The following is a 13,851-nucleotide window of genomic DNA, read 5'->3' as shown; positions in this document are numbered from 1 at the left end:
CCAAGATCAACCTTGCCCAATTGGGCAAGCGATAGGGCCCCGTATGAGTGACGTACGGGGCCCTATTACGTGCTGCCCGATCCGCACCGTCGGCGCGGGACACGTCGCCTGTTCGTTGCCGTGCAGCCCGGTCGGCTCCAGTTGTCAGACCATGGTCGTACAGGCCTCCCCATGGAACCTGAACTGCTCGTCGTCAAAAGGCCTGCGCAAGGGAACCGGGCGGGAGTCGCAGGGCGGTCGGCTCACCGTGCTCGGACAGTCGACTTTGAGTATCGTGTGCGTTTACATCGTTTTCGTGCTGGTAGGGGCGGGTGTCGGTTGGTTCGCCGACTTCCTGGCCGACTGGCTGGTGGCACTGCCCTGGGCACCGTTGCAGGGACCGGCTGAGCTGGTTACGTCCATCCCCGCCCCGGCGCTGCCCGCTGCGGGTGCGGTGGCGGGACTGGTCCTCGGACTTGTTGCCCAGTACGAGCAGTTGGTGATTCGCCTGTCGGATGAGCGCGTTGTGCTCACAAGTAAGGGGCGGGAACAGGAGTTCCCGCACGATGCCGTCGCCACGGTGTTCCGGGACGGCAAGCAACTCGTCCTGCTCGGCCGCGATGGTGGCGAACTCACTCGGCAGGAGTGCGACCTGGACATCGGCCGCGTTGCGGAGGCCTTCACCGCGCACGGCTATGCGTGGGCGGACGTCGATCCGCACCAGGACGAGTTCAGCCGCTGGGTCCCGGGTGCTCCCGGACTCCCGGAGGGTGCGAACGCCATTCTCAAGGCCCGCCAGGAGTCGTTGGAGAAGAAGGGTCCCTCCGACGACGATGTTCGGGAACTTCGTGAGGAACTGGCCTGTCTTGGTGTCGTGGTGAGAGACGAGAAGCGACGTCAGTACTGGAGGTCCTTCCCCAAAGCAGGTCCGGCCGCGGAATGAAGGACGGTGAGACCGGCTGCACCGAGTCCCTCGGTGGAGCCGGTACTGACCCGCATCAGGTCCGCGATGGGCTCGGGGAGCGGGGAAGGCGGATCGCCCAGCCCGACCGTGACGGTGGTGCCGTCGTCGGTGCCGTCGTCGACGGCGAGGCGGATGATGCGGGTGACGCGCTGGGCGTAGAGGAGAACGAGCGCGGCCGCGGCCCGGCTCCGCAGGGGCAGCGAGTCGTCGTTGAGGACCCTGCCGTGGCTCCGTACGATGCAGGGCTCGACTGCGCTGGTGGGAGCCTCATCCTCAGCCTCGCCCCGGCGTCCAGGACAGGTGTCGCCTGTTCGCATCCGATGCAATTGGCGTCGGTAGGCACATCGGAACGAAAGCCGGCGCTAAAGGGTTGTTGTATGTCGCTGGAACGGCGGTCGTTCTGGACATCCAGCGCCCATCAGCCCCGCCTGCCCCATAGTCGTACACGATGGGATCGCCCCCGGATTTCTGTAAGGACCCCATCGCGTCGGACTTGCCGCCATGCATCCGCACAACCGATCTACGATCGGAAGCATCAAAGCGAGCACCACAAGCAGGGATCAAACAACCGCCGGGCCGCCCGCCCACAACCATTGGTTGTGCCCGTAGAGTAGGTGGGCATGGACCTCGACACCGTCCGGACCTTCGTCGCAGCCGCCGACGCGGGGCAGTTCCAGGAGGCTGCCGCCGAGCTGGCGGTCACCCAGCAGGCTGTCTCCAAGCGCATCGCCGCGCTGGAGCGCAACCTCGGCGTGCGGTTGTTCACCCGCACCGCGCGCGGCGCCGAGCTCACCATCGATGGGCAGGCGTTCCTGCCCCACGCCCGTGAGTTGCTGCGCGTCGCCGAGCGCGCGGTCGGGTCCGTGCGCCCCGGCCGCCGTCCGCTGCGCGTCGACGTGATCGCCTCGCGCGGCGCGGCGTCGGGCCTGATGCGCGACTTCCACCGCGCGCACCCCGAGACCGAACTCGACGTGATGTGGCTGTTCGACATCGAGACGGCCATCGCCGCCATCCGGTCCGGTGAGATCGACGCGTCCTTCCGCGCCGTCGCCGCGCCCGGCCGGTCCCTCCCCGAGGACATCGAGTCCGTCCGGGTGCTCGACGAGCCGCTTCAGCTCCTCACCGGCCCCGCCCACGCGCTGGCGGGCGCCCGGTCGGTGCCTCTCGCTCGGCTCGCCGGGCACCGGATCTGGATGCCCGGCATCGTCCCCGGCACCGAGTGGGCCGCCTACTACGACGACCTCGTCGCCGAGTTCGGCCTCACCATCGAGGCGACCGGCCCCAACTTCGGCTCCGACGCGCTCCTCGACACCATCGCCGACACCCCGGCCCTGGCCACCTTCATGGGCGAGCACACCCGCCTCGTCTGGCCCTCCGGCCACGGCCTGCGCCGCATCCCGGTCACCGACCCGATGCCCGTCTACCCGCACTCGCTCCTGTGGCACCGCGACAACCCCCACCCGGCACTGGCCAGTCTCCGCGCCCACCTCGCCGCCACAGCGGCCGGCCACGACGCCGCCGGGACCTGGACGCCGGGCTGGGTACTTCCACGCTGAATGCCGCCCGGTCATCGTGGCCGGACCGACGGACGGCGGCTCGGGGCAGGCACGGCGCCACCGTTCCACCGACCGCACGCTGGCCCGCAGCACCGCGGCGACCTCCGAGTTCTTCTAACCGTAAGACGCTTGGCCGCCAGGGCAGTCGACCACCCAAGTTCGACTTGGTCGACCACCGCGAGCGCCACGCTGTCGCGTGCGGGCCGGCCGGCGGGCATTGACGTCCGGGTCCGGCTGCCGGTCCGTTTCGTGTCGGCCGACGACGAGACTGGAACGGCCGGCAGGCCAGTTACCAGCGCGACGACCAGGAGGGGCGCGATCGCGCGACGATGGCATTCGTCATGCGGGGCGTCCTTCCGTGCCAAGGCCGCCAGGGCGCTTCGGCCGCGTCGGACACAGGGCAGGTAACCGCCGACATGGCAGCGCACCCCGGACGCGCCAGAGCCGAAACGACGGCGAGGCCGTGGACATGGTGCGTCCCCAGGCTTGGCGCCGGGGCTGGTCGGTGTTCTCGGGCAGTGCTGCGGTCCTCGCTGTGGGGCGGCGGACGAGGACAGCGGGCCCAGGACGGGCTGATGCCGGCGCGATCGGACCGTCATCGCATGACTACGGTCGGGAGGGAGACTTCGCCGATCACCCCTGCGCTAGGCGAGGTGGTTCAGGCATGCATCCGGCAGCCGCTGACCACGCGGTTACGGGGCACTGGCGGAGGCGGTGGCAACACTCACAGCCGGCCTGCCTGCGGCTGCGCCGACGATACGGATCTCGCCGTGCGGCGCCCTCGAGCAGGGCTGACACTCGGAAATATGAACACGACGGACATGTCACCGAGTGACTCTTCGAACCCACACGGGGCACCGGACGCCGACGTTCTGGTGGTCGGAGCCGGTCCGACCGGCCTCCTGCTCGCGGGTGACCTCGCCAAGTCCGGAGTCGATGTCACGCTGCTGGAGCGACGCGACCACGAATCCAATCTGAGCCGCGCCTTCAGCCTCCATGCGCGAACCCTGGAGCAGTTCGACGCCCGAGGCCTGGCCGACGGACTCCTCCGTATCGGCACGCCGACCCGGGCGCTGCATCCGTTCGGCCGTCTCAGTATCGACTTCTCCAGGCTGCGAACGCGCTTCCCTTTCATCCTCACCATTCCTCAGTGGCAGGTCGAGCGGGCCCTGCTGCGCCGGACCGAGGAAGCGGGAGCCACCATCCTCCGTGGGGCTCGGGTCACCGGGCTACGGCAGGACCCGGACGGTGTTGACGTGGACGTGCGCCATTCCGACGGCACCAGGGCCACGCTTCGGGCCCGTTACGTCGTCGGTACGGACGGGGCGGGCAGCACCGTCCGGCAGAGCCTGGGCATGCCGTTCCCCGGTAAGTCGGCCATTCGCTCCGTGATGTTGGCTGATGTACTGCTCGACCGCGCCCCTGATGACATCTTCAAATTCAGTTCGAATGAAGAAGGTTTCACGTTCTTCGCGCCGTTCGGGGACGGCTGGTACCGGATCGTCGCCTGGGACCGGCGCGAACAGGTGCCTGACGATGCGCCGGTCACTTTGGAGGACGTCCGGGACATCACCAAGCGTACGATCGGCAGCGACCTCGGGATGCACGACCCTCGGTGGCTTTCCCGCTTCCGCAGCGACGAGCGGCAGGTACCCCACTACCGGCAGGGACGAGTGTTCCTCGCGGGCGACGCCGCACATGTCCACTCGCCCGCCGGCGGCATGGGCATGAACACCGGGATCCAGGACGCCGCCAACCTCGGCTGGAAACTGGCAGCCGTCCTGCACGGCTGGGCTGGTGACGCACTGCTGGACACCTACCACGCGGAACGTCACCCGGTGGGGCGCATGGTCCTGCGCGTCAGTCACGCACTCCTCACGGCCGTCACCACCGGGTCACCTCTGATCCGCGCGTTGCGGGCCGCACTGGCTACCGTCGTGCACCAGTTGGTCGTGGTGGAGGCGCGCGCATCACGCGGCATTTCCGGCATCGGGATCACCTACCGGGCACCCCGCGGCTCTCATCCGCTCGTCGGACGCCGGATACCAGACCTCCGCCTGGCGGAGAAACCGGCCCGGCTCTATGAGGCACTGCGGGAGGGCAAGTTCGTGCTGGTGGGCCGCGATGTCGCTGCGGTTGCCGCGCCGTGGGCGGGGCGAGTGGTGACAGTCTCCCCGGCGACCAGCCTGCGCCCGACGCTCCTGGTCCGGCCCGACGGCTATGCCGCGTGGGCGGCCGAGGACCCCGACCCGGACGAGGTGTGCAATGCCCTGACGCAGTGGCTGGGCCCGGTGGACCACCAGGGAGCGTGAACGGCTTCCCGGTCTCGTGGGCATTGAGCCGCAGAAGACCTCCTCCCTGGCGTTGCCAGGTGGTACGGACGCACGTCGACGAGCAATACGAACGTCGACCACTCCATCGGGACAGGTCGCCCGTACAACACAGGTGAGGAGTGACCGGCATGAACCAGCTTGCCGCGAAGATGGGAGCGGTCTTCTTCGTGATCTGGGAATCGTGCACATCAACGCGGCCTACGACCTGCTCAAGCTCGGCCAGTCCCTCCACCCGGGCATGGTGCAGGCCCGCATCTTCCAGGACGCATGGAACATCCTGATGGGCGCCATCATCGTGGTCATCATCGCTGTGACCATGAACTGGAGGAACTCCAGAACCGGCTTCTGGATCAACCTGACCCTGGTGTCCCTGCTGGACATCCCGTTCATCCTGTTCGTCATCGTGCCCGGGTATGCCCCGCTGTGGCCGGGACTCCAAGGCCCGATCGCCTGGGTGATCGCCGCAACCTGCGCCGCCGTGGGACTTGCCGCACACAGCAACGAACCCAGCGCGAAATAGCGCCGTCGTTCGGCAGTCGGCTGCTCCCATCGCCACCAGGGTCAGCGGCCACTGCGTGTCAGGCGGACTGCAGCAACTCGCGGAGCTGAGCGGTGTCGATGAGGTGGCCCCGGGACGGGAACACCTTGTCGACCAGCACCTGGTGGGCCTCGGGGTCGGGGTCGGCGACGCCGTCGGACAGCACGTAGACGCGGTAGTCGCGGTCGGCGGCGTCGATGAGGGTGGACAGGACGACGCCGCTGGTGCTGATCCCGGTGAGTACCAGGGTGTCGATGCCGCGGTCGCTCAGTTGTTGGTGGAGATCGGTGGTAGAGACCGAGCCGAAGCGGATCTTGCGTACGACGATGTCGCCTTCCTCGGGCGTGACCCTCTCGTCGATCTGGGTGGCGGGGTCCTCGTGGTGCAGCATCTTCGCCGTGCCGACGGCGGCGAAGGCCTTGTTGGTCTCAGGGATTGCAGCCCAGTCGTCCTCGGTGAAGGCAACGCGGACGTAGGCGATGGTGCCGCCGGCGGCGCGAACGTCGGCCATGGCGCCCTTGACCCGCTCGACGAGCGCGTCCGCGTCGGCGGCCATGGGGACGATCCCGTTCTGGAAGTCCATGGCCAGCAGGGCGGTCCGCTCGGGGGCGATCGCGGGGAGGGGAGTGGTGCTCAAGAGAGGTTCTCCTTGGTCGGGTTCTCTGTTGTCGGGGGTGTCGGGGGTGTCGGGGGTGTCGGGGGTGGGGTTCTCGGCTGCCGGGGTTGTGGCGAGTGCCGGGGGCTGGGGAATGTCGGTCCGCCGGCTCGTGTCGCGGCTCATCAGACGGCGGGGAACAGTCAGCAGGAGGACCACGAGGCCTGCCGCGACCAGCGCGATTCCGAGGATGTGCAGGCCGTGGTCGCTCACCCCGTCACGGAAGACGATGCTGCAGATCACGGCGGAGGCGATGCTTCCGAGGTATCCGAAAGTCCTGAACAGCCCTGCAGCGGTGCCGATCTGGTCGGGCGGCGCCGCGAGATAGAGGGCGGTCTGGTTGCCGATCGTGCTGGCGGCGGATGTGACGCCGAAGACCAGGGAGACCAGCATGATTGCGATCGCCGGACTGTGCGAGGTGAGCAGCATGATGCCGGCGGAGCCGATCAGCATGGTCACCGCCGAGGCGATCAGCGGTCCGCGCACCAGGTTGCGGCTGGCAAGCGGCCGCGAGAGCAGCGCGGAGACAGCCCCCATCGGCAGCAGCAGAAGTCCCACCGTCACGGTGGACATCCCGTGTGCGGACTCCATCCACTGGGCCATGCCGTACAGCACGGAATAGACGCCGAGCAGGGTGAGTGCCTGGCGCAGGTAGGTGTGGGCGAGAGGGCCGTTGGCGGCGAGAGCGCGGAAGTCGAAGAACGGCGCGCTCTTCCGCAGTTCCCACACGACGGTCGGCACGGCGGTCAGCACGAACGCGGCGAGCGCGAACCATTCGACATGCGGCAGGCCCATCAGGAAGATGACCAGCCCAGTCATCGACACGGCGAAGCCGAGGGCACCGGGCAGGTCGATGCGGTCGGCGACTTGCCGGAAACCGCTGTGCCCGCGCTGGCGTACAGGGTCCCGGGGCAGCCAGCGCACGGCCATCGCCAGGGCGATCACGGTGACCGGGATGTTGATCAGGAAGGCCCAGCGCCAGCCCGCGGCACCCACCAGCAACCCGCCGATCGGGGGCCCGACGGCGGAAGTGGCCATGCCCGCGATCGCGATGCCGCCGAGCACCCCGCCCGGCGGAGCGTCAAGACCGGCGTCCTCGGCACGCCGCCGGATCAGCACCATGGCGCAGGGGAAGGCAGCCGAGGTACCGATGCCGACCAGCACCCGGGCGACGGTCAGCATCGCCAGGTTCTGGCCGAGACCGCCGACCAGGCCGCCGAGCATTACCAGCACGATGCCGGAGAGGAAGATCCGGCGTGCGCCGAGTACCTCCGCCAGCCTGCCCGCAGTGGGCTGTGCGACGGCGCTGGCCAGGTAGAGCGAGGAGACCAGCACGGCGGTGCTGCCCACCGAGACGTGCAGTTCAGTGGCAATGGCCACCAGAGCGGTCGCGATGATGGCGCTGTTGATCGGGTTGAGACTGGAGCCCACGTAGAGCGGGGTGGTGAACGTCCACGCGAAGGGCTTGCGCGAGAGGCCGCGCATGTCGGTGTCGGCCTGGGTGGTGGCGGCCCTCATATGCCGCCATCGCTGAGGTCGGCCGCAGCGAGACGCTCCAGCAACTCGATGGCCTTCTCCATGTCCTTGCGCTCCTCAGGAGCGACGACGCGGTCGATGGCCCGCGCCAGGAAGGAGGCGCGCCCCCCGAGCAGTCTGTCGACCAGTTCGGTCGCGGAGGGATCGGCGCTCATCAGCTTCCTGCGGCCGTCCTGCGGGTCGGGCTCGCTGAGGACCAGCCCGGCGGCCTTGAGCACCGCCAGGCTCTGTGCGATGGACTGCGGACTGACGTGCTCCAGCGAGGCGAGCCGGGCCGCGGTGACCGGGCCCTCCCGCACCACGCTCGCCAGTACGGCGAGCTGCGTGACGGTCAGGCCGGTCGAATGCTGCCCCGATTCCGCGCGCAGACGTGCGCGCAGTCGCTTGATCACATCGTTGAGGCGCTGCGCGGTTGCAGCGGACTGCTGCGGTCCGGGGTCCGTGTCCATGGCCATACCGTAAAACTCCACAAGCAACTTTGCCAAGTTACTTGTGTAATTTTTGGGCTCGACGGTGGCTGCGAGACTCGCGCGACCCAGCCGGATCTCCGGACGGGACCGACGAAGGAAAGCGGGACTCGACGGGCAGGCACATCCAGGGCGAACCCGTCCTGTTCAGGCCGACGAGCGGTACGAGACCGGGACGCCTGGGAACCAGCACGCGCTCGAAGTCGCACGCCTGCTGACCGCTGCGAACCGATGGCGGCAGGCCACCGACGATCGGAACGGCTACGGGTGGCGGCCTCGTCCAGAGCGAGTGCCGCCCGCTCGACCTCACTGAGTCGAGCGGTGCTGGGCTGGGCGGACGCGGATTTTCTTGGGTGGGAATGTGCCCTGTGGTCGCGTGGCTTGCCGCTGTGTCCTGGGGGCGTGTGCACCGGCGACGGGGGTGTCCCAGCGGGAATCTGTTTGGGGGTGGGCCGGTGAAGTGGAGGATGTCGCTGTGGGCGGTCTCGCAGCGCGCGCCGGCGGGTTTTGGTGTGGCGTGCAAGGTGTGTGGACCGTCGGGCATGGGGCGGGTGCGGTAGCACGTGCCGGGTGTCCCGGGGGAGACCGGAACCCCGGCCCGATTACGGCGGGCCGGGGTTCTATGCGGTTCGCATGGTGCGGTTGGGTTTAGAAGTCGAAGTCTTCGCCGTGGTGGCGCTTGACCACCCGGAAGCTGCCCACCACTCCGTCTCTGACGTGGACGCCCTTGGTGTGGTGCACCTTGACGCCGTTGGCTTCGCTGTGAGGGCCGACGGTGGCGACGGGGGCGCCGTTGTCGCAGGTCGCCCCGCGGAAGAACTCGACGGTCCGCTTGCTGTCGTTGCGGATGTTGAAGCTCTTGGAGCCCAGGCCGCTCACCACGGTGATGCAGCCGTCGGGGTGGGCGGAGAACGACCGCTCGTTGATGAAGATCCGGCCGATCTCGTGGTGGCGCTTGCCCTTGAAGCCCTCGCCGCCTTCGCCGCCTTCGCCGCCGCGGCCGCCGCCGCCCTCGTTGCCCTTGCCCTGTCCGCCCTGTCCGCCCTGTCCGCCCTCGCCGCCCATCGGCGCCTGGGCCGGGGCGGGCGCCTGCTGGACGACGGCCGGGGTGGCCGGGGCCGCCTGGGGCGCCGGCGCGGGGGCGGCGGTGGCGTAGGTGATGCCGGTCACGGCGAGTGCGGCAGCGGCGGAGACGGCCGCGGTGACGACCTTGGAACGGGTCATGATCATGATGTCTTGCTCCTTCTCAGAGAGGCCGGCTTTGGAAGCCGGTGTGTGATTGAAGGTACTGATCGCCCACAAAGCTGTCATTTCGGAAATATCGGAATGGCTGGTGTGGGGGGCCGAACGGGGTACCCAGAGCGCCCGCGGACCGTCTCTCCGGCTGCTGACGGCACGTCAATCCGTCGCAGTTCCCGGGCAGATTGATGAGGGATTAGGCCTTCAAGGTGATCTCTGATGCCTGATCACCCGTGCGGCGGCGAGTCGCCTGGAAATGCCGGTGCGAAAGGCTCACCAGATTCCGGGACGGGCGGGTCTCAGGCCCGATCACGTAGACCCCGCCCGTCGGGGCCTTGTGCTCGCGCCGTCCGCCGTCCGCCGTCCGCCGTCCGCCGTCTGCCGTCCGGTGTGGACCGGGCCGCCGTCCTGTGGTCAAGGGGGTGAGGGCGCGAGGCCTAGTCTGTGACGACCCCTCACCCGGTGGGCGTCGGCGTTCGGCAGGTCCGCCGGTGGGAGTCCGACATTCCGTCATGGCCGCAGCCCAAGGGTTGCGATGCCTTGGGCTGGACCGCACCTCGCGGGCACCCTGGGGTCGGCCGCGTCCAACGGCCGGGGCGAGGGTCGTCAGGGTCTGCCAGTGCTCGGGCCGCAAGGTGGGTCGGCGTCGGAGTCGGGGCCCGGCTGGTGGGGCAGCTGCGCAGACCTGCTGCAACCTCCTTCCCCGGAGCAGGTCCGGGCCGGGGTAGTGAGGGCACGGTGTGCGGGGCGAGGGTCGTCATGTCGGCCAGAGCCGCGTCGGAACGGCAGGGGCTGATGGGATGCCACAGCCGCCAGAAGGCCACAAGTTTGCGTACTGCCTCCCGCGAGGGCGTGGGTCTTGCCGGTGGAGGAGCCGCCGGCCGGGACCGACGGTGGGCGCCACGGGTATCGAGGGCCTGGTGGACCTCCAGGTCGGCCAGGCCGAGGTGGTCACTGAACTTGCTGATCGCCCGCGCCGCATCCTGCGTCTTCGGGGCCTGAACCTACAGATCGCGTACCCGCCCAGCTAGAGCAAACAGGGTTGCTGCATGGAGAGTTGGTGGTCTGTCATGCTTCGGGTGCGGTCTTCGTCTGGGGGCTGGCGTGAGGGCGTCCGGCTCCTGTGGTTCGGGACGGGCCGGGGGCATGTCACGCGGATCGAGTTCCTCGAGCGGTAGAGCTGCAGCCGCGCCGCCCCGGCGCGTCCCGCGGCCTCGCCATGTGGTCCGCTGGATCAGGACCGGCTGGGGCCGGCTCCCCGTCGGCGGCGGCATACAAAAGCCAACGTGATGTCGAGGACGTCCATGGCGTGGTTGTCGTCGCCCGCGCGGCCGGGCCGGGGGAGGGGCACCGGGTGTGCGGTTTTTCGCTTTCGTCACCCGTTCGGGCTCACCCGGCTGCCGCGGGGGAGATCAGCGGCCGTTACTGGGGAACACCGCCAACTGGGGGTGTTTCAGCGGGAATCTGCTTGGCGGTGAACCGGTGGAGCAGGAGGGCGTCGGCGCGGGCAGCCGGGCGGCGCCTTCTGGCCGGGTTTAGTGTGGCGTGCGAGGCGCGTGGACCGTGAAGCACTGGTCAGGTGTGGGCGCCACGTGCCGACGCTCGGGGGCTGAGACCAGAATCCCGGCCCGATTGCGGCGGGCCGGGGTTCTAGCTGGTTCGAATGTTGCGTCTGGGCTTAGAAGTCGTCGAAACCGAAGTCGTCGAAGTCGAAGTCGAAGTCGCCCTTGTGGTGACCGACCACCCGGAAGCTGGCCACTACTCCGTCCTTGACGAACACGCCTCCGTGCACCCTCCCGGGCTTGATGCCGTTGGCTTCGCTGCGGGGGCCGACCGTGGCGATGGGGGCGCCGTTGTCGCAGGTCGCGCCACGGAAGACCTCGACGCCCCTGCGGCTGTCGTTGCGGATGTTGAGGCTCCTGGAGCCGAGGCCGCTCACGATGGTGATGCAGCCGTCCGGGGTGGCGGAGTACGTCCGCTCGTTGATGTGGATCCTGCCGATCTCGTGGTGGCGGCGCTTGCCGTGCCCGCCGCGCTCTCCGCGCTCGCCGCCTTCGCCGCCGCGGCCGCCGCCCTCGTTGCCCTTGCCCTGTCCGCCCTCGCCGCCCATCGGGGCGTAGGCCGGAGCGGGCGCCTGCTGGGCGACGGCCGGGACCGTCTCGGGCTGCGATGCGGGAGTGGCGGCGGCGTAGGTGATGCCGGTCGCGGCGAGTGCGGAAGCGGCGGCGATGGCCGCGGTGACGGCGGTGGAACGGGTCATGATCATGATGCCTTGCTCCTCTCTCTGAGGGGCCGGCTGTGACAGCCGACGTGTGATTGAACGTAATGACCACCCCCAGAGCTGTCATTTCGGGCGTATCGGAAGTGCTGGTGTGGGGGAGCCGAACGGGGTACCCAGAGCACCCGCAGACCCGGCCGCCCAACTGCTGACGGCACGTCAATCATCTGCCAATCGCGGGAAGATTGATGAGGCATTAGGCCTTCAAGGTGATCTCTGACGCCTGATCACCCGTGCGGCAGCGGGTCGCCTGGAAAAGCCTCAGCGAAGGGCTCAGAGATACCGGGACGGGAGGGCCACGGACCGGACCACGGCAACCCTGCCCCACCAGGGGTTCTGTGCCCAAGCCGACCGCCATCCGGCGTGCACCACGCAACCGTCCCGTAACCACGCGGACGAGGGCTTGAGGCCGCGCCCCATGACGCCCCCTCACCCCGCCGACCCGCTCACGCCGAATTCCTCCATGCGTGGGAGAACCGCCCAGCACACGCGGCGCCGGCGCAGGTCACGCCCGCGCCCAAGCTGAGGAGCTCACGCACAGTCGGGCGGTGACACACCGACAGCCCGGGCAGGGTTCGCCGCCCACGTCAGCGCCTCAACTCAAGTCCCCTTGCCCGCGTACGGCTTGTTACGCCGGACGAACGGGACCCGCTGCACAACGTGCACACGTCGCCGTCCAGCCTCTCCGCGACAAGGCCACCGACTCGGCTGGTCCAACCGGCGACGACGCCATCAGCAGCGATCACGCGCCAGTCTTTACCGGCGACGAGCCGCAGCTCGGACATGAAGATCACGACATCGGAGCAGCCAGGTCGCCAGCCTGGCCCCGCAGGATACGTTCGAACCAGTCCGCAGTCAGTTCCGCGCATCGACCGGGCGAACCGGCCACGCGGAACGTCCCGACCACAGGCCCGTGGAGGGGAATGTACATCTGGTTGTGGAGTTCAGTGCCGAGCACGCCCTGCCCGTCGTAGAACGCACCGAAGACGTGGGAAATGGCATTGGTTCCAGGCCTCACCGCATAGAGCAGAGCCAGCAGATGCGCGAATCCGGTCTCCTCCGGGCGCAGGATGAGGGTGTCGTCGGGGTCGCACGGCCAGGTAACGGCCCGCTCGCGTAGTACGGACACGAACCTGCGCCATGCACCATCCAGCGTCTCGAATGCGTCCGCGTCAGCTTCCCCGACTGAGAACCAGGGCACGTACACGCTGCCGTCCATGTCCTGCACCGTAGCCGACAGGCTGATCGCTCAAGCCGGAAGGTCACGATCTACAGCTGGAGTTACTAGGAGCTCGCGCAGATAGGCGTGTTGCGGAGGGGGACGGGGGTTCGCTCAGACAGCCGGGGCAGTCACTGAGGCTCGGGTGGTGGCGGAGATGAGAGCTTCGCGAGGTACTCGCGCTGCGGCAGCCAGGGCGCGGCCCACCGGATAGGCGTGCGCGCTGGCCGGGAGGTGGCCGGGGCGACCGCTGAGTACCACGTCGATGGAGCCCAGGACGCTGCCTGCGTCCCTGGTGCGGTTCAGTCGTCGCAGTGCTTGGTGGGCGACTGCTTCCGCGCTGTCGTACAGGATGGTTCCGACGGGCAGGCTCCGCAGAATCTGTGGAGCCACCAGGGGGTAGTGCGTGCATCCCAGCACCACGGCGTCGCAATTCCGGGGGGTTCGCTCGGTCGCATCGGCGATCGCCTCCGCTGCGGCAGCCATGTCACCGTGGTCGATCGCTTCGGCCAGGCCGGGACACGCGACCCGCGCGACTGGCATGCCGTTCGCGAAGTCCGCGATCAGACGATCCTGGTAGTCACTTGCGGTGGTCCGGACGGTCGCCCACACGGCGAGGTTTTGGCTGGTTGCCGCGGCCGGCTTCACGGCGGGGACGGTTCCGATCACGGGAATGCGGGGCTCGAACCTCTCGCGCAGGGCGTCGATCGCGGTGACGGTGGCGGTATTGCAGGGGACCACGATGGCCTCCGCCCCGCGCTGTGCAGCCAGGTGGGCGGCGGTGAGCAGACGGTCCGTGACGAAGGAAGAGGTCGTCGGACCCCAAGGGGCGCCCTCGGGATCCAGAAGCAGAAGCAGATCGAGTTCCGGGGCGAGGTGCCGAAGCCAGCCGGCGGTAGAGAGGAGGCCAAATCCTGAGTCGATCAATGCCACCGTCATGGGGGTCAACGTACCAGTCGGAAATCACCGCAGGCCGTACCGAGCACATGCGCCGCCTGCCTTCACAAGGCCAGGCGAGACCGTCAGGTCGGCAGGATCAACTGCCCTCTTGTGCTGAGTTCGTTCAGTCCCACACGGCGCGCGGTGA

Annotated in this window: 11 protein-coding genes; 4 read left to right on the top strand and 7 right to left on the bottom strand. The window is 68.7% G+C overall.

Going from position 1 to position 13,851, the window contains the following annotated elements; all coding sequences use genetic code 11:
- Positions 1-151: 151 nt before the first annotated feature.
- Positions 152-922: a hypothetical protein gene (locus ACIQFZ_RS30215; RefSeq protein ID WP_402692683.1), complete on the top strand. Its 771-nt coding sequence runs from the start codon at positions 152-154 to the stop codon at positions 920-922.
- On the opposite strand, the gene ACIQFZ_RS30210 is transcribed toward ACIQFZ_RS30215, so the two are convergent.
- Entirely contained in the window at positions 877-1,260 is a 384-nt protein-coding gene (locus ACIQFZ_RS30210; RefSeq protein WP_402692682.1) for a hypothetical protein, read from the bottom strand. The genes ACIQFZ_RS30215 and ACIQFZ_RS30210 overlap by 46 nt on opposite strands.
- Positions 1,261-1,563: 303 nt before the next feature.
- Between ACIQFZ_RS30210 and ACIQFZ_RS30205 the strand changes: the two genes are divergently transcribed.
- The 3 genes from ACIQFZ_RS30205 to ACIQFZ_RS30195 all read left to right on the top strand — a co-directional run bounded on the left by ACIQFZ_RS30205 (position 1,564) and on the right by ACIQFZ_RS30195 (position 5,352).
- Positions 1,564-2,499: a LysR family transcriptional regulator gene (locus ACIQFZ_RS30205; RefSeq protein ID WP_376652960.1), complete on the top strand. Its 936-nt coding sequence runs from the start codon at positions 1,564-1,566 to the stop codon at positions 2,497-2,499.
- Positions 2,500-3,101: 602 nt separating this feature from the next.
- The gene (locus tag ACIQFZ_RS30200) at positions 3,102-4,811 is read left to right on the top strand and encodes an FAD-dependent oxidoreductase (RefSeq protein WP_402692681.1); all 1,710 of its coding nucleotides are present in this window, start codon (positions 3,102-3,104) and stop codon (positions 4,809-4,811) included.
- A 202-nt stretch (positions 4,812-5,013) separates the two neighbouring features.
- The gene (locus ACIQFZ_RS30195) at positions 5,014-5,352 is read left to right on the top strand and encodes a hypothetical protein (RefSeq protein WP_383061911.1); all 339 of its coding nucleotides are present in this window, start codon (positions 5,014-5,016) and stop codon (positions 5,350-5,352) included.
- Positions 5,353-5,410: 58 nt separating this feature from the next.
- On the opposite strand, the gene ACIQFZ_RS30190 is transcribed toward ACIQFZ_RS30195, so the two are convergent.
- The 6 genes from ACIQFZ_RS30190 to ACIQFZ_RS30165 all read right to left on the bottom strand — a co-directional run bounded on the left by ACIQFZ_RS30190 (position 5,411) and on the right by ACIQFZ_RS30165 (position 13,703).
- Positions 5,411-7,543: an MFS transporter gene (locus ACIQFZ_RS30190; protein WP_402692680.1), complete on the bottom strand. Its 2,133-nt coding sequence runs from the start codon at positions 7,541-7,543 to the stop codon at positions 5,411-5,413.
- Positions 7,540-8,010, bottom strand: a complete 471-nt coding sequence (locus ACIQFZ_RS30185) for a MarR family winged helix-turn-helix transcriptional regulator (RefSeq protein WP_402692679.1) — start codon at positions 8,008-8,010, stop codon at positions 7,540-7,542. Before ACIQFZ_RS30185 ends, ACIQFZ_RS30190 begins: the two co-directional genes overlap by 4 nt.
- A gap of 666 nt (positions 8,011-8,676) precedes the next feature.
- Complete coding sequence (locus tag ACIQFZ_RS30180; RefSeq protein WP_402692678.1) at positions 8,677-9,258, bottom strand: hypothetical protein; 582 nt, start codon at positions 9,256-9,258, stop codon at positions 8,677-8,679.
- A 1,687-nt stretch (positions 9,259-10,945) separates the two neighbouring features.
- Positions 10,946-11,533: a hypothetical protein gene (locus ACIQFZ_RS30175; protein ID WP_402692677.1), complete on the bottom strand. Its 588-nt coding sequence runs from the start codon at positions 11,531-11,533 to the stop codon at positions 10,946-10,948.
- An 802-nt stretch (positions 11,534-12,335) separates the two neighbouring features.
- Entirely contained in the window at positions 12,336-12,764 is a 429-nt protein-coding gene (locus tag ACIQFZ_RS30170) for a hypothetical protein (RefSeq protein WP_402692676.1), read from the bottom strand.
- A gap of 114 nt (positions 12,765-12,878) precedes the next feature.
- Entirely contained in the window at positions 12,879-13,703 is an 825-nt protein-coding gene (locus tag ACIQFZ_RS30165) for a glutamate racemase (RefSeq protein ID WP_402692675.1), read from the bottom strand.
- Positions 13,704-13,851 lie beyond the last annotated feature (148 nt).

Origin of the sequence: Streptomyces sp. NPDC093064, assembly GCF_044754605.1 — a bacterium.
Taxonomy (GTDB): domain Bacteria; phylum Actinomycetota; class Actinomycetes; order Streptomycetales; family Streptomycetaceae; genus Streptomyces.
Note: the sequence above shows the minus strand (reverse complement) of the source record. Positions and strands in the feature narration are given on the sequence as shown.

Coding starts and splice junctions, on each gene's coding strand:
- ACIQFZ_RS30215 (WP_402692683.1), top strand. CDS start 152: ATGGTCGTACAGGCCTCCCCATGGAACCTGAACTGCTCGTCGTCAAAA.
- ACIQFZ_RS30210 (WP_402692682.1), bottom strand. CDS start 1,260: ATGCGAACAGGCGACACCTGTCCTGGACGCCGGGGCGAGGCTGAGGAT.
- ACIQFZ_RS30205 (WP_376652960.1), top strand. CDS start 1,564: ATGGACCTCGACACCGTCCGGACCTTCGTCGCAGCCGCCGACGCGGGG.
- ACIQFZ_RS30200 (WP_402692681.1), top strand. CDS start 3,102: ATGACTACGGTCGGGAGGGAGACTTCGCCGATCACCCCTGCGCTAGGC.
- ACIQFZ_RS30190 (WP_402692680.1), bottom strand. CDS start 7,543: ATGAGGGCCGCCACCACCCAGGCCGACACCGACATGCGCGGCCTCTCG.
- ACIQFZ_RS30185 (WP_402692679.1), bottom strand. CDS start 8,010: ATGGACACGGACCCCGGACCGCAGCAGTCCGCTGCAACCGCGCAGCGC.
- ACIQFZ_RS30180 (WP_402692678.1), bottom strand. CDS start 9,258: ATGATCATGACCCGTTCCAAGGTCGTCACCGCGGCCGTCTCCGCCGCT.
- ACIQFZ_RS30175 (WP_402692677.1), bottom strand. CDS start 11,533: ATGATCATGACCCGTTCCACCGCCGTCACCGCGGCCATCGCCGCCGCT.
- ACIQFZ_RS30170 (WP_402692676.1), bottom strand. CDS start 12,764: ATGGACGGCAGCGTGTACGTGCCCTGGTTCTCAGTCGGGGAAGCTGAC.
- ACIQFZ_RS30165 (WP_402692675.1), bottom strand. CDS start 13,703: ATGACGGTGGCATTGATCGACTCAGGATTTGGCCTCCTCTCTACCGCC.